Origin of the sequence: Alterirhizorhabdus solaris (assembly GCF_007785815.1) — a bacterium.
In the GTDB taxonomy this organism is placed as follows: Bacteria; Pseudomonadota; Alphaproteobacteria; order Sphingomonadales; family Sphingomonadaceae; genus Alterirhizorhabdus; species Alterirhizorhabdus solaris.
In genome coordinates this window covers 1-19,879 of sequence record NZ_VNIM01000078.1, presented here as the reverse complement: position 1 = coordinate 19,879, position 19,879 = coordinate 1, and the positions used below count along the sequence as shown (strand labels likewise).

Sequence of the window (19,879 nt, the reverse complement as noted above, 5' to 3'; positions counted from 1 at the left end):
GCCCCTGATGCCCCTGTTCCATCCTACGAACTTAGCGCGGCGGACGAACCCGCGCGACGAAGATTTTCCCCGCCTGCCGCCGCTTGTCGCCCCCGCCGCCAGCGGCTATTCCGGCCGCGATCCGAGATACCGTCGAATGCCTTCGGGACGAACGTGAAAGCGACGACCATTCCGAAAGCCGGACGACGACGGATCCCCATGTGCGCGCCCGTAGCTCAGTTGGATAGAGCAGGAGCCTTCTAAGCTTCAGGCCACAGGTTCGAATCCTGTCGGGCGCGCCATCATCTTGTCCTTCAGCAGTAAGCCTGCGCCGATTTTTCATATCGCGCGCCGGGTTTTGATCCCAGCACGTCAGCCAGCGGCATCCACCAGCGCCCAGATCGCGACTTAACCGCGGCCCGTCCCGTCCCGGTTGGCCAGGAACGCCCGTTGCCGGAGACCAATCGCTGTGACAATTCGCGCACGTGACGAAGGACCGCTCAATCCACGGTCGCCGACCTTACCCGGCGTCGAGGGTCTTCTGCAGTTCGATGAGGTGGCGGCGCACCGTATAGACGTCAGGCACCGCGAGCTGCCGCAGTTTCGGGTCGAACATGGCTCGCACCGCATTCAGCCGCTCCAGCCTGTGCCAGAGGTTCCTGTGCAGATTCCAGGTGGTGTAGAGGCTCATGGTCCCGTCCGGGTCGTCGTCATATTCCTCGCGAATCATGCGTCGGACGACCTGCGGAACGGACAATCCCGCCATCAAATCGACCGCCAGCACGTCGGCTTGATCCTTTGAGATCGTCCGAGACGAAGCCGCGTACTTCATGGACTTCGACATGCTCGTTTTCGGATTTGAGAAGGTGGACGGCAAGCTGCATCCCGCCGCCGCGTTGTGATGCCTTCAAGATCATGGCGCGTCCTCCGCGCGCGCAGCGTCCGCCAGGCCGAGAGCAGTAATGAGCAGATCGCGCATGGCTGCGATGTCGGCGGCTGCTTGGTGCAGCTCGGCTTCGATGTCGGGAGTAAGCACGAGCGAACCTGAATGGGCGGCGCGTGCGAGCTGGTTCAGGTTGTTGGCAATGCGGGTAGAGCCGAGCTTCCCCAACAATGCTGAAACGGCTTGATGGTCCTTGACCGGGAACTTGCCCCTTAGCCGAGGCGGGGGATTTGCGGGATCGAACAGCCGCCACCTGATATACGCACCCAGTGGCATCCCGGCAGCGTCACGGTTCAGCCGTGCACGGTCTTCCGGCGTCAGGCGCAACGAGAACGGCGCAGGGCGGGTGACGGAACTGGGCATGGCTTTACGGGAAATGGCTGTAGCGCAGCGAACCCCGTATCCGGGGGGATACGGGGCGAGCGCAAGGTTCAATTGAGTGAGGATCAGCGAATCAGAGTGGGCTCAACATGCGGTCACGGGGACGGCGGTGCTAATGACGTGGCGTTGAGAATCCGGTTCCAGTCCTCCAGATCCTTGAACAATTGGTTCGATATCTCACCGGAGAGGCGCGCCATTTTCGGTCCGGTCGATGCGGTATTGCCAGCGATCCGCCATCGTCCGGCTATCGGGCGGGCCGGGTAGCGATTGCACCGTTGCGGCAGCGCTTCGCGGCTTTCGCCGATCTTCAGGTGGTCACAGCTCGCCCGACAGATGATGGTCGACGACGTTCATCGCCACCAGCGCCCCGCCATCACCGCCATCCATCCGGCGTTCGCGCTCCTTCAGGCCCGCCGCCGCCCCCGCTCCTGCCATAATGGACAGGCTTGTCCGACCGGAAACCCGCCGGCTTTGCTAGCAGCGGTGCATGGACAGCCCCCGCCGGTGCCGTATCGCGCTCGTCGAGCATGATGCCATGATTGCCCGCTCCATCCTCGCCACGCTGCGCAGCGCCGGGCATGTCTGCCGTCGGTTCGAGACAGGCACGGGCGCCTTGCGCGAGATCGATCGGGACCAGTTCGACCTGATCCTGATCGAGCGCACGCTGCCCGACATCGCCTCGCTGGACCTGATGACGGGCATGCGGGCGCGGCTCGGCTATTCGCTGCCGGTCATCGGCCTCGCCAGCGACACCGAGGGGGTGGTGGCCGCTCTCGACGAGGGGGTGGACGACTGCCTCTCCCGCCCGTTGCCGCCGCGCCTGCTGCTGGCGCAGATCAACGCGGCGATCCGCCGGGTGCCGCCGCAGGCCGGCCGGGTGGAGGCGGTGCTCGGTCACCTCGCCTTCCAGTCGGATCGACTGAGCGTGCGCGTGGGCGACACTGCCGTGCCGCTTACCGCCAAGGAGTATAAGCTGGCGCTGCTGCTGTGCCGCAGGAGCGGGCAGGCGCTGGCCCGCGAAGACATCCTGCGGACGATCTGGGGCGACGAGGTCGCGCCGCTCACGCGCACGCTCGACGTGCATGTCTCCCGCCTGCGCACGAAGCTGGAGTTGCGGCCCGAACTGGGCTTCACCCTGTCGGCGCTGTACGGGCGGGGTTACCGGCTCGATTACGATCCGGCCATCGGTGCGGCCGCGCCGCCGCCGGCGGCGCGGCCCGCGCTCAGCCCGCGACGATCAGCTTTACCTTCTGCCCCACTCGCAAACGTGCGTCGCCGGCCAAGGCGTTGATCGTGCGGAACCGTTCCACCCGCTGATCGGCATAGCCCATGCGGCTGGCGAGGCTGCCGACCGAGTCGCCGGACTTCACGGTGACGATCTCGATCCGACGTGGCTTGATCGCCGCAGCCTGTGCGTCGGTCAGTCGGGCAAACCCCTGCACCATCGGCGCGAACGGGCCGATCCCGCTGCCGGACGGGGTGACGAGCATGAAGTGATAGGCGTCGTTCGTCCCCATCTGATAGGCGAACACGGTGATATCCACCGCGCGCTGGCCGCTGGTGGCGCGGGCGGTGGCATAGGCCGCCGGCAACCCGTTCACGCGCATCTGTCGCAGCGTGTCGGGCGCGCCCGCCCCGCCCAGCTTGCGGAACACGCCATCGACATACGCCGGCAGGCCGCTGCCGAGCGCGCCGCCGCTGAACTGCGCCTGCCCGCCGGTGCCGCTGATCGACACCGCGCTGGGCGAGTTGGCGAGCCGATAGCCGGCAGGCGCGGTGAAGCCGATGCGGAGCTTGGGATGGCGGAAGTTCGTCCCGTCGATCATCCCCTGCGCGGGGTCGTCGTCGTAGAGCAGGCCGTCCAGCCGGGCGAGGAAGGCATCGCCGTTGCGCTGGCGATCGGTGATCGCGATACCGGTGGTGGTCGCCTGCTGGCGGGCACGAGCGACGCGGTCGGCACCGTTAGGGTGCGTGCTCATCCAGCTCGGGACGGCGCGCGCATCGTCTCCACCCTTGATGTCCGCGTCGAGCGCGGTCTGCGCATTGAGCGCGGCGAGCATGTCGGCGGCGGCGTAAGGATCGTACCCGGCCCGCGCGAGATAGGATATGCCGAGGTCGTCCGCCTGATATTCCTGCTGGCGCGAGAAGCGCAGCGTCACTAGCTGCGCGCCGCTGCTGGCCAGCTGCCCCAGTGCCGAACTGCCCGTCACGGCCCCCAGCACGCCCGCCAGCACGCTGCCGATGGTGGAGGTGGTATTGCGCTTGTTCGCGTGGCGCGCGGCGACGTGGCCCACCTCGTGCCCCAGCACCGAGGCCAGTTCCGCCTCGTCATTCATCAGCGCGAGCAGCTGACGCGTGACGTACACATAGCCGCCGGGAATGGCGAAGGCGTTGTTCACCGGCGAATTGAGCAGGGTGACGGTGAAATCGGATTGGGAGTTGGATAGGCCGGACTGGACGGCGATCTTCTGCCCCACGCCGCGCACATAGGCCGCCTGCGGGCCGGTGTACGCGCCGCCATATTCCTGAAGCAGTTCGGGGTGCGCCTTCGCGCCGGTCGCCTTGTCGCTGGCGGAAATACTGCGGGCAGACTGGGTGACGCCCACTGCGCTGCCGCCCACCGTATAGCCGAGCAGCGACGCCGCGACGCCCCACGCGATCACTCGCTTCATATTTCGCTATCCCCTGCCCCGAACGACGGGAGATGAACCGGCGGGATCGGGTGCGGTTCCGCCCGATATGTCGTCGCCTCGCCCGATCGCCGGCAGACGCTCGACACGTCGCGCGGTTCAGCCGATGGCGAGGAACTTGGCGCGGCGGGCGGCGCGCAGCTCGTCACGCGGCGTATCGGCCAGTTGCACCAGCTCGTCGGCCAGCGCGGCGCCCAGCGCGGCGATTGCCGCCGCCCGGTCACGATGCGCGCCACCCACCGGCTCGGCGACGATACGGTCGATCACGCCCAGCCGCTTGAGATCGGCGGCGGTGATCTTCATGGCCTCGGCCGCGTCCGCCGCCTTCTCGCCCGTGCGCCAGAGGATCGAGGCGCAACCTTCCGGCGAGATCACCGAATAGACCGCATGCTCGAACATCAGCACCCGGTTGGCCGCCGCCAGCGCGACCGCGCCGCCGGAGCCGCCCTCGCCCACGATCGCCGTAACGAGCGGCACGCCGAGCGCGAGACATGCCTCGGTGGAGCGCGCGATGGCTTCGGCCTGCCCGCGCTCCTCCGCCTGAATACCGGGAAAAGCGCCTGAGGTATCGACGAGGCTCACCACCGGCAGGCCGAAGCGGTCGGCCAGTTCCATCAGGCGGATCGCCTTGCGATAGCCCTCGGGCTTGGCCATGCCGAAATTGTGGCGCAGGCGGCTGGCGGTATCCTCGCCCTTCTCGTGCCCGATCACCATCACGCGCCGCCCGGCGATCCGGCCCAGGCCGCCGACGATCGCCTTGTCCTCGGCAAAGGCGCGATCACCCGCAAGCGGCACGAAATCGGCGACGAAGCCGGCGATATAGTCCTTGAGGTGCGGCCGTTCCGGGTGGCGCGCCACCTGCGTCTTCTGCCACGGCGCCAGTCTGGCGTAGGTATCACGCAGCAGCTTCTGCGACTTGGCCTCGAGCCGGGCGACCTCGGCATCGATATCGATCGCGCCGGCCTCCGCCGTCTCGCGCAGTTCTGCGATGCGCCCCTGCAGCTCGGCAATGGGCTTTTCGAAATCGAGGAAGGCGACCATCCGCGCCGGTTAGGCCGCGTCATCGCTTACGTCAACGCGGGCGTCGGCGGGGTCGACGTGGGCGTCGGCCAGCGGGTGACGGGCATTGACCAGCGCGACGAGCCGCTGGCTGTCGACATGGGTGTAGATCTGCGTGGTGGCAATGTCCGCGTGGCCAAGCAGCATCTGCAACGCGCGCAGATCGGCCCCGCCCTCCAGCAGATGCGTGGCGAAGGCGTGGCGCAGCACGTGCGGGCTGACCCGCTCGGGCGGAATGCCGGCTTCCGCCGCCAGTTCGCGCAGCAACTGGAACAGCCGCACCCGGCTGAGATGCGCCTTGCCGGAGGGGAACAGCCACGCGCTTTCCGCCGGCACCCGCACCTCCCACACGGCCACGGCGGCGCGCGCTCGATCGGACAGCGGCACAAGCCGCTCGCGCCCGCCCTTGCCGCGCAGGATCAGGAACGGCGCATCGCCCCGGATCGCCCGGCGCGGCAGCGACACCAGTTCGGTCGCGCGCAGGCCCGATCCGTAGAGCAGTTCCACCAGCGCGGTCAGCCGCAGCGTGGCGGGCGTGGCCTCACGCCCGGCCAGCGTGGCGAACAGCCGATCGACGTCGCCGTGCCCCAGCGTGCGGGGCAGCGTACGCGCGGTGCCGGGGCGGGGCAGTGCGGCGGACGGATCGTCGGGCCGGAACCCCTCGTCGGCGAGAAAGCCGAGGAAGCGCCGCACCGCCGCCGACTTGCGCGCCACGCTGGCCCTGGCGAGCGGCATCCACGCCTCGCCCAGCCGCGCCAGTGCCGCCTCGTCCGCCCCGGCCAGCCCGCCACCCAGCAGGTCGGACGCCAGCCGCAGGTCCGTGGCATAGGCCGCCAGCGTGTTGCGCGCGGCGCCTGCCTCCGCCGCCAGCATCTCGAGAAAGCGTTCGATCAGCGTGGCATCGCCGCCGATGCTCACACCGTCCATCAGGATCGCGTCATCGCCTCGGCGGCGATCATCCGGGCATCGCCCTCCAGCCCCACGCGCCGCAGCGCCGTGAGCATGTGGTACAGGTAATGCGCCGGCACGCCGTCCCACCGCGCGGTCTGCATGCCCGTGGCAACCAGCAGCGCGACGGTGCCCTGCTGCCCCGCCTGTGCCGCGAGATCGAGCGCGCGGACCCAGCGATCCTGCGCCACGAGCGACAGGCCGTTCGCTTCCGCCAGCCGCGTCGCGGCGGCCGGCGAGAGGCGACCGAGGCCGCCCAGCGCGGCGACGATCAGCTGTGCCCGGCGGCTCGCCTCGCCCGCGCGTTCGGTGAATGCGCCGACGCGGCCAGGGCCCACGTCCACCACCGGGCGCTCGCTGCCCACCGCCAGGATCGCCCATGCCGGGTCGGCCTCCGCCGCCGACATGGCCGACACGACCGGCGCCCATCGCGCCGCCTGCCGGTCCAGCCCGGCGGAGAACATCGCGCCGACCAGCCCCGCGGTCTCGGCGGCATGCGCCTGATCGGGCCGGATGCGGGCGGCGGCGCGCGCCGTCAGCACCGCCGCCGCATAGCGGTCACGCGATCCGCGCGCGCCATCCCACAGGCGGCGGATCGCAGTCATCCGGGCGGCATCGTCCTCGCCGACATAGGCGGCGCGCAGCCGGCCGGCATCGGTCTGGTCGATTTCGGTCGGATCGGTCTGATCCGCCACCGTGCCGTAGAGATCCACCAGCGAGGCGTTGGAGAACACGCCCAGCGCAGCTGCCACCCGCGCCGGCGCGATCCGCAGCGATGGCGCCAGCATCGGCGCGCGCGCGCGCCACGCCTGCACCTGCGGGCCGACCGTCATGAACAGCGGGTCGGGGATGTTGAGGCCCACCGCACTGGCGAGGCCGAAGCGCCAGGCCGTCAGCCGCTCCACCCCGTCCCACTCGATATTCACCGCGCGACGGCCGTTCGCCCCCGCGCCGATCACCTTCTCGGTCAGCAGCAGGTCGATCCCGCCCGCCAGTCGCTTGGCCCGCGCGCGATCGAGCAGCGCACCGGAGGTCGCCGCCTCGCCGGACAGCGCATCGCAGATCGCGGCGGCCAGCGGCCACGCCGCCTCGCCGCTGGTCGCACCGCCGGGGCCGGCGATCGGGCAGAAGCCGGCCGGGTCCGCCGTCGCCAGCGCCGCCTGCATCGCCACCTGGAACATGCGCGGGGTGTAGCGATCGACATCGACCGACTGCACCAGCATCCGCGCGCCATCCGCCTCGCCCAGCCGCAGCAGCAGCCACGCGCGTTCCGCCACCCAGTCGACCGGATTCACCCGGCGCGGCGCGGCGGTGCGGGAGAGCAGCGCCCGCCGCAGCAGGATCGATTCCCAGCGCGAGGGCAACGGCGCGTCCAGCCGGCGCATCAGTCCGCCGAGGAAGCGGCCGTCCGCCCCGCCGAAAGCATCGGCGGGCAGACCATAACCGGCATCGGTGAACGGGCCGACCGCCGCGACCGAACGGCGGGCGTAATCGGGCAGTTCGAGCGGCTCGGCCGGCACCTCCTCGTCCAGCGCGAGCGGGTCGGCGTCGTCCGTCGGTGGTGTCAGCGGGAGCGACGGCAGCAGATCGACCGGTGGTGCCGCCTGCCCGGCCCCGGTCCCGCCCGATGGCGGCACCGGCGGCGCGGCAGGCGGCGGCGGGGCGGCATCGCCGAAACCGGGGGGCAGCAGCGACTCCGGCGCCTGCTGGCCGAGCGCGACGCTGCCAAGACCGACCAGCGCCGCGCCGCCGAGCAGCGCCAGCGCGCGCCTAGCTGGCGGACGCTTCATTCAGCATCGCCTTTTCCACGCGCACCGGCGCCACTTCGGTATTCACCGTGCCGAGGAGGATGATACCCCCCACGATCACGACGAGGATCAGGATGAGCAGGAGGGAAAAACGCGACATCGAGGTTCCTGTGCATAAGCGCGGGCTGGCCGTGGCGCGGCTTTTGCCCGATGCGGCCGCACTGTGTATAGCCCCGCCGCGATGTCGCACAGCCTTAACGCCGCCAGTCCGCTCCGCAAGCGCCCGCTCGTCCTGATCGGCATGATGGGCGTCGGCAAGTCCACGGTGGGCAAGCGGCTGGCCGCGCGGCTGCACCTGCCGTTCGTGGATGCCGACCACGAGATCGAGCAGGCAGCAGGCCTCAGCATCGCCGAAATCTTCGCCCGTTTCGGCGAGCCGGAGTTCCGCGACGGCGAGCGCCGCGTGATCGCGCGGCTGATCGACGGGCGGGCCAAGGTGATCGCCACCGGCGGCGGCGCCTTCATGCAGGCCGAGACGCGCGACCTGATCCTGGCGCGCGCCACCGCGATCTGGCTGGATGCCGATATCGACGTGCTGGCCGACCGCGTCGGCCGGCGCGAGGGGCGGCCGCTGTTGCAGGGCCGCGATCCGCGCGCGGTGCTGGCGGAACTGGCGGCGGCGCGGAACCCGTTCTATGCGCTCGCCCCGGTCCACGTCCGCAGCGAGCCGCTGCCGCACGAGGCCACCGTCGAGGCGATCCTGAAGGCCCTTTCGCAATGACCAGCCCGCTATGACCACGGTTCCGGTTCCGCTGGGCGAGCGCGCCTACGACATCCTGATCGAGGACGGCGCGCTCGATCGCGCCGGCACGCTGCTCGCCCTTTTCGCGCGACAGGCCCGCTTCCTGATCGTGACGGACGCGCATGTCGCCGACGCCCAGCTTGCCCGGCTCACCGCCTCGCTGGATACGGCGGGCCTGCGGCACGACACGGTGATCCTGCCCCCCGGCGAGGCGACCAAGAGCTGGGGCCAGCTTGCCGCCCTCACCGATGCGATGCTGGAACGCGGGATCGAGCGCGGCGACCATGTGATCGCGTTGGGCGGCGGGGTGATCGGCGATCTCGTGGGGTTCGCCGCCGCCATCCTGAAGCGCGGCTGCGGCTTCGTGCAAATCCCCACGACGCTGCTGGCGCAGGTTGATTCGTCGGTGGGCGGCAAGACGGCGATCAACAGCGCAGCGGGTAAGAACCTGATCGGCGCATTCCACCAGCCGGCCTTCGTGCTGATCGACCCCACCACGCTCGACACGCTGCCCCGGCGGGAGATGCTGGCGGGCTATGCCGAGGTAGTGAAGTACGGCCTGATCGACGACGCCGCTTTCTTCGACTGGTGCGAGGCGAACCTGCCGGCGCTGCTGGCCGGCGACTCCGCGGCGCGTGCCCACGCCATCCGCCACAGCGTATCGGCCAAGGCGCGGATCGTGGTGGCGGACGAACGCGAGACGACCGGCACGCGCGCGTTGCTGAACCTGGGCCACACCTTCGGCCATGCGCTGGAGGCGGATACAGGCTTTTCCGACCGGCTGCTGCACGGCGAGGCGGTGGCGGCGGGCATGGCGCTGGCCTTCCGCTTCTCCGCCCGCCTGGGCCTGTGCCCGGCGGACGATGCCGCCCGCGTCACCCGCCACCTCGCCGCCGCCGGCCTGCCGACCACGCTGGACGCCGCCGGGGTGCGGGCGGACGGCGCAGCGCTGGTGGCGCACATGGCGCACGACAAGAAGATGGAGGGCGGCCGCCTGCCCTTCCTGCTGGCGCGCGGCATCGGCCGGACGTTTCTGGCGAAGGACGTGTCGCTCGACGAGGTGGCGGCGTTTCTGGAGGACGAGCGCCAGAGGACGGACGCGGCCTGAGATTTCCCGGTCGGGACGAACCTTCGGCCGGCCCGGCTCGACCATCATGCCGCCCGAAAGCACGTCTCAGCGCCGCAGCGACCCCGCCGCCAGCCACAGCCAGCCGCCGATCAGCGCCGCCCCGCCGATCGGCGTGATCGCCCCCAGCACGCGCGGGCCGCCGAGCGCCATCGCATAGAGCGTACCGGCGAACAGCCCGCCGCCGGCCACGAACAGCCATGCCGGGCCGCGCCCGCGCGGCAGGCCCGTCGCCACGATCGCCGCGACCGCATGGACCATCTGGTACAGCGCGCCCGTCCGCAACCACTCGGCCGCCTTGCCGCTGGCGCCATGCGCGCCGAAGGCCCCGGCCATCACCGCCATCGCGCCCGAAAACGCCGCCAGCGCGACGATCATCCCGCCGCGCTTCATGCCTTGCCGCCCAGCGCGCGATCGGGGGAGAACATGGTCTCCATCGCCGATCGCAGATCGCCCGAGCGGCTTTGCGCCTCGAGCCGCCGCCCGTCGCGCGCGCGGTATTCCTGCTCCACCGTGGCGATCTCCTCGTCCGCGAACCCCATCGCCCCCAGCGCCTGCCGCCCCATGCACACCGCCGACTCGAACACCTCGCGCGTGGTGCCGGCAAGGTCCAGCCCGTCCAGCCGGATCAGCGAGCGGCGATCATAGACCCGCGCCAGCACCGCCGCCTGCGGAAACGCGCGCAGGAGCGGATCGAGCACCTCGGCCGTCAGCCCGTCGCCGTCGACGCAGAAGACGATCGCCCGCGCCTCGCCCGCGCCGGCCAGCCGCAACAGGTCCAGCCGCAAGCCGTCGCCGTAATACACCTTGGTGCCGAAATCGGTGCTGACGTCGATCTGTTCGGCATCGCGGTCGATGATCGTCACCGGCACCGATTTGGCCATCAGCATCTGCGCCACCGTCTGCCCGAAGCGGCCGTAGCCCACCACGATCGCGGGTGCGGAATTGCCGTCGGGCCGGTCGAGATCATCGCGCGCGCCGGGGCCGACGCTCTGATAATAAGGCCGCGCCAGCTTCATCAGGAACGGCGTCGTCGCCATCGACAGGGTGACGATCGCGCCGAACAGGCTGGCCGCCTCGGGCGCGATTAGCCGCGCCCCCTCGGCCTGCGCGAACAACACGAAGCCGAATTCGCCGCCCTGGCTCAGCAACAGGCCCAGCGCCAGCGCCTGCCGGTTGGCGATGCGGAACGCGCGGGCGATGCCGTAGATCAGCGCGGCCTTCACCACCACCACGAGCAGCGCCATGCCGATCACGAACGCGGGCCGCGCCGCCACCACATGCAGATCCAGCATCATGCCGACCGCGATGAAGAACAGCCCGAGCAGGATCGTGCGGAACGGCTCCACATCCGCCTCCAGTTCGTGCCGGTAGGGCGAGTCGGCCAGCATCATTCCGGCGATGAACGCGCCGAGCGCGGTCGAGAGATGCAGCCACTCCATCACCGCCGCCGAAGCGAGCACGGTGAACAGCCCGGCGGCGACGAACAGCTCGCGCTCCCCCAGCCCCCCGATCAGGCGGAACAGCGGGTTCATGATGTAGCGCCCGGCCAGCACCAGCCCGACGATCGCGGCGACCGTATAGACGCCCAGCAGCCAGCCCGGCGGCGCGGCGGGATCGACCGGCGCGCGCGACAGGGCGGCGATCACCGTGATGAGCGGCACGATCGACAGATCCTGGAACAGCAGGATCGAGAAGGCGCGTTCGCCCAGCGGCGTGTTCATCCGGCCCGCCGATTGCAGCATCGGCAGCACCTGCGCGGTCGACGACAGCGCCAGCGGCAGCCCCAGCGCCAGCGAGGCGGCGGGCGAGAAGCCGGTGAGGAGATAGATGGCGAGGCTCAGCCCCGCGCCGCACAACAGCACCTGCGCCAGCCCGAAGCCGAAGATGTCGCGCTTCAGCCGCCAAAGCCGGGCGGGGTTCAGTTCCAGCCCCACGAGAAACAGCAGCAGCACGATGCCGAGTTCGGCGATGCCCAGCTTGCTTTCCGCGTCGCCCACCAAGGCGAACCCCTGCGGGCCGAGCAGCGCACCGGCGACCAGATAGCCCAGCACCGCGCCCAGCCCGAGCCGGCGGAAGATCAGGACGGACACGATCGCCGCGCCCAGCAGCAGCACGCCGTCGCGCAGCAGCAGCGCGGTGTGGCTGTCGTTCAATGCGATGCCCTCATGCGGGCGTGGCGGCGGGCGCGCCCGCCTTCGCCGCCGCCTCGGCGACCGCCTCGAACGCGAGGCGGATCGAGGCATGACGCGCCTTGTGCGGTCGGGCGGGCGCGAAGATATCGAGGCCCGGCCATGCGCCCGGATCATCGCGCTCGCCGGCCAGGAAGGCGGCCAGCTCGTCGCGCGCGACGGCCAGCTCGGCGGCATCGCGGCCGAGGGCGTGTTCGCCCATCAGCGCCGCGGCGGCCTGCCCGAGCGCGCAGGCGCGCACCTCCTGCCCCAGCGCGGCGATGCGCCCGGTCTCGTCCAGCCGCACGTCCACCGTCACCCGGCTGCCGCATACCGGCGAGCGGCGCTCCACCGTGGCGGCCGGGTCGGCGAGGCGGGCGTGATGCGGGATCTCGGTGGCGAGGCGCAGGATCGTGGAATTGTAGAGGGCAGCGGACATACCTCCATGTAGGCGGTGCCGGCCCCCGCCGCTACCGCGAAGCGGGCCGTTCCCCGGCGGCGGCGCGTCCCGCCGCGCGGCGCATCGCCACGAAATCGACGATCGCCCGGCTGCTGGCATTGAGCAGCGGGAAGGTGCGCGATTCGATCATCCAGTCCGGCCGGGCCGATTTCCCGCCGTAGAAGGTATCGGTCGCCAGATTGGCGAGCAGGAACAGCAGGGTAGCGCCGATCAGCCCCTTGAGCGCACCGAAACCGAATCCGAGCAGCCGATCGAGCGGCCCCAGCACCGACTGCCGCGTGCGCCGCCCGATCGCGCCCGCCACCAGCTTGCCGCCGACGAAGACCACGCCGAAGATCAGCACGAACGCCGCCACCGACGCCGCGGTCGGCGTACCGAGCCGCCCCGCCAGCAGGATCGTGGCCGGGCCGTGTGCCATCTTCACCGCGAGGATCGCCGCGATCCAGGCGAACAGCGACAGCGTTTCGGTGACGAACCCGCGCAGCACACCCAGCAGCGCACCGCCGCCGACCAGCAGCAGCACGAGGATGTCGAGAGTCGTCAGGCCCATCCCCGCGCGTTAGCGCAGATGCCCGCCGGCTGGAACCTGCGGTGCGACCGGCCGGATGCCGGACAAAAGGGAACCCGGCTGCCAGGGGACGGCAGCCGGGTCCAGCAGGAGGGAAGCGACCGAGAGAGCGGGGTCGATTCCCGTAAGACGACCGGCCACAGGGGAGTCTGCCGGTCGTAACCTATGCGGTGCGCGGATCGGGGCGATCGACGGGATCGACCAGCGCCCAGAAAACGTCGAGCGGCATGCCGGCCGGTACGGGCTCGCGCGTCGCGGTCTTCTGTCCGCCACCGTGCCTGTTTCGCCGGTCGGTCTCCTGATGCTGGTCACGGTCGTGAAACATCGCCACCTCCTTCGCTGGTATTACTACTACGTTGGTAGAGAGTAGTCGTCACCCTACCAAAACTTTCCTGCGGCAAAGAGATGCTGCTGATACGTGCCCCGACGCTTGAGATCGCCGCGCGCCTCGCCTACGTTCCCGCTTCGTTCGCCAGAGGAAGATACGTGGCCAAGGCTCAGAAACGCTATGTCTGCCAGGCGTGCGGCAGCGCCACGAGCAAGTGGCAGGGCCAGTGCGTCGACTGCCTGGCGTGGAACACGCTGGTGGAGGAGACGTCGAACGTCACCGCTTTTTCGGCCCGCCACGATCTGCGCGGCGGCGGGCGTACCGTCACGCTCGTCGGCCTCGATGCCGAGGTCGAGCTGCCGCCGCGGATGCCCACCGGCATCGCCGAGTTCGACCGGGCGCTGGGTGGCGGGATGGTGACCGGCTCGGCCACGCTGATCGGCGGCGATCCCGGCATCGGCAAATCGACGTTGCTATTGCAGGCGGCGGCCCGGATGGCGCTGGCGGGGCTGCCGGTCGCCTACATCTCCGGCGAGGAGGCGACGGATCAGGTGCGGCTGCGCGCGCGCAGGCTGGGCCTCGGCCACGCGCCGGTGCTGCTGGCCGCCGCCACTTCGGTACGCGACATCCTGACCACGCTCGAAAAGGGCACGCCCCCTGCCCTCCTCATCATCGATTCGATCCAGACGATGCACAGCGACCTGATCGAGGGGGCACCCGGCACCGTCAGCCAGGTCCGCGCCTCGGCGCACGAACTGATCCGTTTCGCCAAGGAACGCGGCACCGCGCTGGTGCTGGTCGGCCACGTCACCAAGGACGGCTCGATCGCCGGGCCGCGCGTGCTGGAGCATATGGTCGATACGGTGCTGGCGTTCGAGGGCGAGCGCAGCCACCAGTATCGCATCCTGCGCGCGATCAAGAACCGCTTCGGCGGCACCGACGAGATCGGCGTGTTCGCCATGGCCGAGGGCGGGCTGGATGAGGTGGCGAATCCCAGCGCGCTGTTCCTGACCGAGCGGGGCGAGGGGATCGCCGGCGCCACCGTGTTCCCGGCGATGGAGGGCACGCGGCCGGTGCTGGTGGAGATACAGGCACTGGTCGTGCGGCTGGCGAGCGGCGCCACCCCGCGCCGCGCGGTGGTGGGGTGGGACAGCGGCCGGCTGGCGATGATCCTTGCCGTGCTGGAGGCGCGCTGCGGGCTCAGTTTCTCCACCGCCGAGGTGTATCTGAACGTGGCGGGCGGCTACCGCATCGTCGATCCGGCGGCAGACATGGCGGTGGCGGCCGCACTTGTCTCGGCGCTGGCGGAGCGGCCGGTGCCGCCGGAAACCGTGTCGTTCGGCGAGGTGGCGTTGTCGGGCGAACTGCGCACCGTCGCCCACGCCGGCCTGCGGCTCAAGGAGGCGGCCAAGCTGGGCTTCACCCGCGCCACCGTCCCGTCTTCCATCAAGCAGGAAGGCTCGGGGATGACGGTATCGGGCTATGCCACGCTGGGCGCGCTGGTGGACCGGATGATCGGGCGCGACTGACGACCGCGCTGATATGCAGGCGACCGGGTGACGAACACCCCTGGGCCGGGCGCAGTCGAGACACAAAACGCGATCTTTGCCGCACGCCCCTCGACGTCGCTTGAGGCAGGTGGCCGGAGAGATCCGCTTACCCCAGCAGCGATTCCACGGCATCGGCGGTCTGCCGCTCGCACCCCGCCCCCATCCGGTCGCGAAAACCGGGGGCGGCGGCGCGGGCGCGGGCATGGAGAGCCTCGTTCTCGAAGGTCGCGCGCAGCATCGCCGCCAGCCGGGCCGCCTCCACCAGCTCGAAATCGAGCCGTGCGCCAAGGCCGAGCGTGACGACCGAGGCGGCGACCATCTTCTTCTCGATATCGAACGGCATGAACGCCATCGGCAGCCCGGCGAGCAGCGCGGAACACGCCATCCCCAGCCCCCCGTGCGACAGCGCCATGCGCGACCGGGCGACGATCCGGTCGAACGGCACCGGCCGCCGCTCCACGATCAGGCCAGCGCCCGTCAACACGGCGGCATCGGCATCGCTCAACCGTGGATCGTGGACGCGCACCTTCAGCCGCGAATCGACCAGCCCCTGCCAGAAACCGTCCGGCCACCGGATCAGGCCGTTCATATAGACGAACAGCTCGTCCCCCCCGCCCGTGGCCAGCGCCGGGGCCGGCATCACCGAGGGTGCGCCGTAGGCGGACCGGCGCCATTCCCGATACGGGTCGATCTCGCGGAACACCGCCGGCAGTTCCAGATCGGACGTGAAGATCTGCGTCAGCCGGTCGAGCGGCGGTCGGGCGTTGGCGCGCAGCGCGGCGTTCACCGCGTCGAGCAGCACCGTCTCGTCCTGTGCGGCCGGCTGCCCGGTCAGGCTGGCGAACACCGGCAGGTGCGCGGGCGGCAGGGAGAAGCCGGTGCCCAGCCCCAGCAGCGGCACCCGCCCGATCGCGCTCATCATCAGGCCGGGGGCGAATTCGGCAGCCACCACGTCGGGCCTGACGGCAGCAAGGAGACCGTCCCATGCGGCGATGATCGCGCGCATCGCCGCCGCGTCGCCCAGCCCCAGCACCGCGAGGATGTCGCCCATCGTGGCGGGCGCAGTCTCCGCGCGGCGGGACAGGGTGGCGAGTTGGGTAGGCCACAGCGGCGCCTGCCATACCGGATATCCGGGCGGCACCGTGCCGATCTGCTGCACGGCGAATACCGGCTCGTGCCCGCGCGCCGCCAGTTCGCCCGCGATCCCCGCCAGCTTGACGATATGGCCGGTATTGGCGCCCAGTTCCCACCCGATCAGGATGCGCGCCATCTGGGAAGCCTAGATGCCGTCCGCCACCACCTGATGGCCAAGCGCGGTGAGCTGGCGCGTCAGGTCGGCGGCGCAGGCATCCAGCCCTTCCGCCTCGGTGGAACGGATGACGAAGTTGGCGCCGACCCGGCCCTCGCGGAAGAAGGGATAGCTGCCGATCTGGCAGCCGGCATGCGCCTTCTCGGTCGCGCCCAGTAGGTCCGCGATCTCGCTTTCGGGCACCCAGCAGCCGAGCGTGCGCGACAGCATCGGGCGGCCGCCCTCCAGCGTGCCGGTAAGCGACTCGAGCATCAGCGCGGCGATGTGCGGCACGCCGGCGAGGATGAACACGTTGCCCAGACGAATGCCCGGCGCGCCCGACATGGCGTTCTCGATCAGCGTCGCGCCGTCCGGCACGCGGGCCATCCGCAACCGCGCCTCGGTCAGTCCGCCGCGCGTCTCGTAATGGCGTTCCAGCACGGCGCGCGCATCGGGGTGGACCACCACCGACAGGCCGTGCGCGGCGGCGATCGCATCCACGGTGATGTCGTCATGCGTCGGGCCGATGCCGCCGGTGGTGAACAGGTAATCGTTGCGCGTGCGCAGGATGTTGACCGCCTCGACGATGGCCGACTCGACGTCGGCCACCACGCGCACCTCGGCGAGGCGGATACCCTCCCCGTTGAGCCACTGCGCCACCTGCGCGACGTTGCGGTCCTGCGTGCGGCCGGAAAGGATCTCGTCGCCGATCACGAGCAGGGCGGCGGTCCAGATGCGGGGTGCGTTCATGTGCCAGCGCATAGAGCAACATCGCCCGGCTCGCAAAGCCGCGATGCCATGCTATATTGCCCGCATGGATAGCTATGTCACCGTCGCCGAGGGCGACACCGTTTCGCGCACGGGCGCGATCAAGCTCTACGGGCCGGATGGTTTCGAGGGCATGCGCCGCGCCGGCCGGCTGGCGGCGGAGGCGCTGGACGAACTGGTCCCGCACGTCGTGCCCGGCGTTGAGACGCAGGAGCTGGACCGCATCGCACGCGAATGCATGCTGCGCGGCGGCGGCATCCCCGCCACGCTCAACTATCGCGGCTTCACCCACAGCTGCTGCACGTCGATCAACCATGTCGTGTGCCACGGCATCCCCGGCGCCAAGACGCTGAAGTCGGGCGATATCGTCAATATCGACGTCACCGTGATCGTGGATGGCTGGCATGGCGATACCAGCCGCATGTTCCTGGTCGGCGACGTGCCGATCAAGGCGAGGCGGCTGGTGGACGTGACGTACGAGGCCATGATGCTCGGCATCGAACAGGCGAAACCCGGCAACCGGCTGGGCGATGTCGCACACGCCATCCAGACCTTCGCCGAGCGCCACCGCTACGGCGTGGTGCGCGATTTCTGCGGGCATGGGCTGGGCCGCGTGTTCCACGATGCGCCGGAGGTGGTGCATGTCGGCCGCCCCGGCACCGGCCCGGAGCTGAAGCCTGGCATGTTCATGACGATCGAGCCGATGATCAACATCGGCCGGCCCGACGTGAAGATGCTGGACGACGGCTGGACGGCGGTGACGCGCGACCGCTCGCTTTCTGCGCAGTTCGAGCATTCGATCGGCATCACCGAGACGGGCTGCGAGATCTTCACCACCAGCCCCGCTGGCCTGCATCGCCCGCCTTACGCATAAGCGGGCGAGGCGATTTCGACCGATGCATCGACTGCCTCAATTTCATGCACGTGTTCACCGATTGCCAACTTTTGCGGCAGTGCAGCGTGTCTTGAAGCGTGATCGGTGCCCGGCGCTTGCGCCCGCGCGACTGGCACGCTTATTGAACACAGCGCGACAAGCGCTCGTCCGGAGGGAGCGCGAGACATGAAGAAAATCGAAGCGATCATCAAACCGTTCAAGCTCGACGAAGTGAAGGAAGCGCTTCACGATGTCGGCGCATCCGGCATCACCGTTACCGAGGCCAAGGGCTTCGGTCGCCAGAAAGGCCATACCGAGCTGTACCGCGGCGCCGAATATGTCGTCGACTTCCTGCCGAAGGTGAAGCTGGAGGTCGTGGTGGACGACGCGCTGGCCGAGCGGGTGGTCGAGGCGATCCAGAACGCCGCGCAGACCGGGCGCATCGGCGACGGCAAGATCTTCGTCATCCCGGTCGAGACGGCGTTGCGCATCCGCACCGGCGAGCGCGGCTCCGACGCGATCTGATTGCAGGCGTCGGCACGCGATCGAGCGGGTCGCGGGCGGGCGCCCATACCGAGTTCCAGCTATTTTTCACGGGGAAGGCTCCAACATGGCCAACAAGGCGTCCGACGTTCTCAAGATGATCAAGGACAAGGAGATCGAGTGGGTCGATCTTCGCTTCACCGATCCCAAGGGCATCTGGCATCACCTGACCATGTGCCAGAACGTCGTCACCGACGACGAGCTGTCCGACGGCTTCATGTTCGACGGTTCCTCGATCGAGGGCTGGAAGGCGATCAACGAGAGCGACATGATCCTGAAGCCGGATCTGGACGCCGTGTACGTCGATCCGTTCTCGGCGACGCCGATGCTGATCCTGTTCTGCGACATCGTCGATCCGGTGTCGGGCGAGCTGTACGCCCGCGATCCGCGCTCCACCGGCAAGCGCGCCGAAGCCTATGTGAAGAGCCTCGGCATCGGCGACAACGTGTACATCGGCCCGGAAGCCGAGTTCTTCATGTTCGACGACGTGCGGTTCGAGAACAGCTATTCGTCCAGCTACTACAAGCTCGACGATCTGGAGCTGCCGACCAACACCGGCACCAAGTATGAGGGCGGCAACCTGGGCCACCGCCCGCGCGCCAAGGGCGGCTACTTCCCGGTCGCCCCGGTCGATGCCTGCGTCGACATCCGCGCCGAGATGGTGTCCACCATGCTCGAGATGGGCCTGCCGATGGACAAGCACCATCACGAGGTGGCGGCCGCGCAGCATGAGCTGGGCCTCACCTACGGCACGCTGACGCAGACCGCCGATCGCATGCAGATCTACAAGTACGTCGTCCGCCAGGTCGCGCAGGCCTATGGCAAGACGGCCACGTTCATGCCGAAGCCGATCAAGGAAGACAACGGCTCGGGCATGCACACCCACCTGTCGATCTGGAACGGCAGCACGCCGCTGTTCGCCGGCAACGGCTACGCCGGCCTGTCGGAGATGGCGCTGTTCTTCATCGGCGGCATCATCAAGCACGCCAAGGCCTGCAACGCCTTCACCAACCCGTCGACGAACAGCTACAAGCGGCTGGTGCCGGGCTACGAGGCGCCGGTGCTGCTCGCCTATTCGGCGCGCAACCGCTCGGCTTCGTGCCGCATCCCATACGGTGCGGGCGCCAAGGCCAAGCGCGTCGAGGTGCGTTTCCCCGATGCGATGGCCAACCCCTACCTGTGCTATTCGGCGCTGCTGATGGCCGGCCTCGACGGGATCGAGAACCGCATCCATCCGGGCGAGGCGATGGACAAGAACCTGTACGATCTTCCGCCGGAAGAGCTGTCGCAGGTGCCCACCGTCTGCTCGTCGCTGCGCGAGGCGCTGGAGGAGCTGAACAAGAACCGCGCCTTCCTCACCAAGGGCGGCGTGTTCACCGACGACCAGATCGACGCCTACATCGAGACGAAGTACGCCGACGTGGCCCGCTGGGAAATGACCCCGGCTCCGGTCGAATTCGACATGTACTACTCGCTGTAAGCCACGGCTGAACCGAAGGGCGGGCGTCGGGTGGCAGCACCCGGCGCCCGTTTTCGTTGGGGCGGCGGGTGGACTTTGCCCCGTCGGCTTACCATGTTGCGTTGCACGATGAACCCGGCGGCGTCAGGCGCCTGCAAAGGTCGATGATGCACGCACCCGCCCCCTCCCAGACG

The 19,879-nt window shown here is 69.6% G+C and carries 21 protein-coding genes and 1 tRNA gene; 8 read left to right on the top strand and 14 right to left on the bottom strand.

The window, feature by feature from the left end; translation table 11 throughout:
- Nucleotides 1–204: 204 nt before the first annotated feature.
- Nucleotides 205–281, top strand: a tRNA-Arg gene (locus FOY91_RS16045).
- A gap of 218 nt (nucleotides 282–499) precedes the next feature.
- Here FOY91_RS16045 and FOY91_RS21730 read toward each other — a convergent pair.
- Both FOY91_RS21730 and mobC read right to left on the bottom strand, forming a co-directional pair.
- The gene (locus tag FOY91_RS21730) at nucleotides 500–823 is read right to left on the bottom strand and encodes a hypothetical protein (RefSeq protein WP_162527252.1); all 324 of its coding nucleotides are present in this window, start codon (nucleotides 821–823) and stop codon (nucleotides 500–502) included.
- Between the two features lie 69 nt (nucleotides 824–892).
- The gene (gene mobC, locus FOY91_RS16035; protein ID WP_145154180.1) at nucleotides 893–1,285 is read right to left on the bottom strand and encodes a plasmid mobilization relaxosome protein MobC; all 393 of its coding nucleotides are present in this window, start codon (nucleotides 1,283–1,285) and stop codon (nucleotides 893–895) included.
- 505 nt (nucleotides 1,286–1,790) lie between these two features.
- Here mobC and FOY91_RS16030 point away from each other — a divergent pair.
- Nucleotides 1,791–2,594, top strand: coding sequence for a response regulator transcription factor (locus FOY91_RS16030; protein WP_145154178.1), 804 nt, complete (start codon nucleotides 1,791–1,793; stop codon nucleotides 2,592–2,594).
- Here the strand turns inward: FOY91_RS16030 and FOY91_RS16025 are convergent.
- The 5 genes from FOY91_RS16025 to FOY91_RS22045 all read right to left on the bottom strand — a co-directional run bounded on the left by FOY91_RS16025 (nucleotide 2,527) and on the right by FOY91_RS22045 (nucleotide 7,908).
- Nucleotides 2,527–3,975: a M48 family metalloprotease gene (locus FOY91_RS16025; protein ID WP_145154176.1), complete on the bottom strand. Its 1,449-nt coding sequence runs from the start codon at nucleotides 3,973–3,975 to the stop codon at nucleotides 2,527–2,529. The two genes, FOY91_RS16030 and FOY91_RS16025, sit on opposite strands and share 68 nt — an antisense overlap.
- Nucleotides 3,976–4,092: 117 nt before the next feature.
- Nucleotides 4,093–5,034 carry an acetyl-CoA carboxylase carboxyltransferase subunit alpha gene (locus FOY91_RS16020; protein WP_145154174.1) on the bottom strand — a complete coding sequence of 314 codons (942 nt, stop codon included), beginning with the start codon at nucleotides 5,032–5,034 and terminating at the stop codon, nucleotides 4,093–4,095.
- Nucleotides 5,035–5,043: 9 nt separating this feature from the next.
- On the bottom strand, nucleotides 5,044–5,979 hold the full coding sequence (locus FOY91_RS16015) for a tyrosine-type recombinase/integrase (RefSeq protein ID WP_145154172.1): 936 nt from the start codon (nucleotides 5,977–5,979) through the stop codon (nucleotides 5,044–5,046).
- A complete protein-coding gene (locus FOY91_RS16010; protein WP_145154170.1) occupies nucleotides 5,979–7,790 on the bottom strand; it encodes a hypothetical protein in 1,812 nt (603 codons plus the stop codon). The genes FOY91_RS16015 and FOY91_RS16010 overlap by 1 nt, the downstream gene beginning before the upstream one ends.
- A complete protein-coding gene (locus tag FOY91_RS22045) occupies nucleotides 7,771–7,908 on the bottom strand; it encodes a hypothetical protein (protein WP_203234600.1) in 138 nt (45 codons plus the stop codon). The genes FOY91_RS16010 and FOY91_RS22045 overlap by 20 nt, the downstream gene beginning before the upstream one ends.
- 81 nt (nucleotides 7,909–7,989) lie before the next feature.
- Between FOY91_RS22045 and FOY91_RS16005 the strand changes: the two genes are divergently transcribed.
- Both FOY91_RS16005 and aroB read left to right on the top strand, forming a co-directional pair.
- Complete coding sequence (locus FOY91_RS16005) at nucleotides 7,990–8,529, top strand: shikimate kinase (protein WP_145154168.1); 540 nt, start codon at nucleotides 7,990–7,992, stop codon at nucleotides 8,527–8,529.
- A 10-nt stretch (nucleotides 8,530–8,539) separates the two neighbouring features.
- Complete coding sequence (gene aroB / locus FOY91_RS16000) at nucleotides 8,540–9,658, top strand: 3-dehydroquinate synthase (RefSeq protein ID WP_145154166.1); 1,119 nt, start codon at nucleotides 8,540–8,542, stop codon at nucleotides 9,656–9,658.
- A gap of 66 nt (nucleotides 9,659–9,724) precedes the next feature.
- Here the strand turns inward: aroB and FOY91_RS15995 are convergent, their stop codons facing one another.
- The 5 genes from FOY91_RS15995 to FOY91_RS21725 all read right to left on the bottom strand — a co-directional run bounded on the left by FOY91_RS15995 (nucleotide 9,725) and on the right by FOY91_RS21725 (nucleotide 13,200).
- Nucleotides 9,725–10,069, bottom strand: a complete 345-nt coding sequence (locus FOY91_RS15995) for a DUF423 domain-containing protein (RefSeq protein WP_238995743.1) — start codon at nucleotides 10,067–10,069, stop codon at nucleotides 9,725–9,727.
- Nucleotides 10,066–11,832: a cation:proton antiporter domain-containing protein gene (locus FOY91_RS15990; protein ID WP_238995742.1), complete on the bottom strand. Its 1,767-nt coding sequence runs from the start codon at nucleotides 11,830–11,832 to the stop codon at nucleotides 10,066–10,068. Before FOY91_RS15990 ends, FOY91_RS15995 begins: the two co-directional genes overlap by 4 nt.
- Nucleotides 11,833–11,842: 10 nt before the next feature.
- Entirely contained in the window at nucleotides 11,843–12,286 is a 444-nt protein-coding gene (locus tag FOY91_RS15985; protein ID WP_145154162.1) for an iron-sulfur cluster assembly scaffold protein, read from the bottom strand.
- A 31-nt stretch (nucleotides 12,287–12,317) separates the two neighbouring features.
- Nucleotides 12,318–12,857: a CvpA family protein gene (locus tag FOY91_RS15980; RefSeq protein WP_145154160.1), complete on the bottom strand. Its 540-nt coding sequence runs from the start codon at nucleotides 12,855–12,857 to the stop codon at nucleotides 12,318–12,320.
- Between the two features lie 181 nt (nucleotides 12,858–13,038).
- Entirely contained in the window at nucleotides 13,039–13,200 is a 162-nt protein-coding gene (locus tag FOY91_RS21725; protein ID WP_162527251.1) for a hypothetical protein, read from the bottom strand.
- Nucleotides 13,201–13,361: 161 nt separating this feature from the next.
- Between FOY91_RS21725 and radA the strand changes: the two genes are divergently transcribed.
- The gene (radA, locus tag FOY91_RS15975; RefSeq protein ID WP_145154159.1) at nucleotides 13,362–14,732 is read left to right on the top strand and encodes a DNA repair protein RadA; all 1,371 of its coding nucleotides are present in this window, start codon (nucleotides 13,362–13,364) and stop codon (nucleotides 14,730–14,732) included.
- Nucleotides 14,733–14,859: 127 nt separating this feature from the next.
- On the opposite strand, the gene FOY91_RS15970 is transcribed toward radA, so the two are convergent.
- Together FOY91_RS15970 and FOY91_RS15965 are read right to left on the bottom strand one after the other, a co-directional pair.
- On the bottom strand, nucleotides 14,860–16,023 hold the full coding sequence (locus tag FOY91_RS15970) for a glycosyltransferase (RefSeq protein ID WP_145154157.1): 1,164 nt from the start codon (nucleotides 16,021–16,023) through the stop codon (nucleotides 14,860–14,862).
- A gap of 9 nt (nucleotides 16,024–16,032) precedes the next feature.
- On the bottom strand, nucleotides 16,033–16,791 hold the full coding sequence (locus FOY91_RS15965; RefSeq protein ID WP_145154155.1) for a competence/damage-inducible protein A: 759 nt from the start codon (nucleotides 16,789–16,791) through the stop codon (nucleotides 16,033–16,035).
- A 64-nt stretch (nucleotides 16,792–16,855) separates the two neighbouring features.
- On the opposite strand from FOY91_RS15965, the gene map reads away from it, so the two are divergent.
- The 3 genes from map (at nucleotide 16,856) to glnA (ending at nucleotide 19,706) form a co-directional block, all read left to right on the top strand.
- The gene (gene map / locus FOY91_RS15960; protein ID WP_145154184.1) at nucleotides 16,856–17,683 is read left to right on the top strand and encodes a type I methionyl aminopeptidase; all 828 of its coding nucleotides are present in this window, start codon (nucleotides 16,856–16,858) and stop codon (nucleotides 17,681–17,683) included.
- Between the two features lie 186 nt (nucleotides 17,684–17,869).
- Nucleotides 17,870–18,208: a P-II family nitrogen regulator gene (locus FOY91_RS15955; RefSeq protein WP_145154153.1), complete on the top strand. Its 339-nt coding sequence runs from the start codon at nucleotides 17,870–17,872 to the stop codon at nucleotides 18,206–18,208.
- 85 nt (nucleotides 18,209–18,293) lie between these two features.
- Entirely contained in the window at nucleotides 18,294–19,706 is a 1,413-nt protein-coding gene (gene glnA, locus FOY91_RS15950) for a type I glutamate--ammonia ligase (RefSeq protein WP_145154151.1), read from the top strand.
- Nucleotides 19,707–19,879 lie beyond the last annotated feature (173 nt).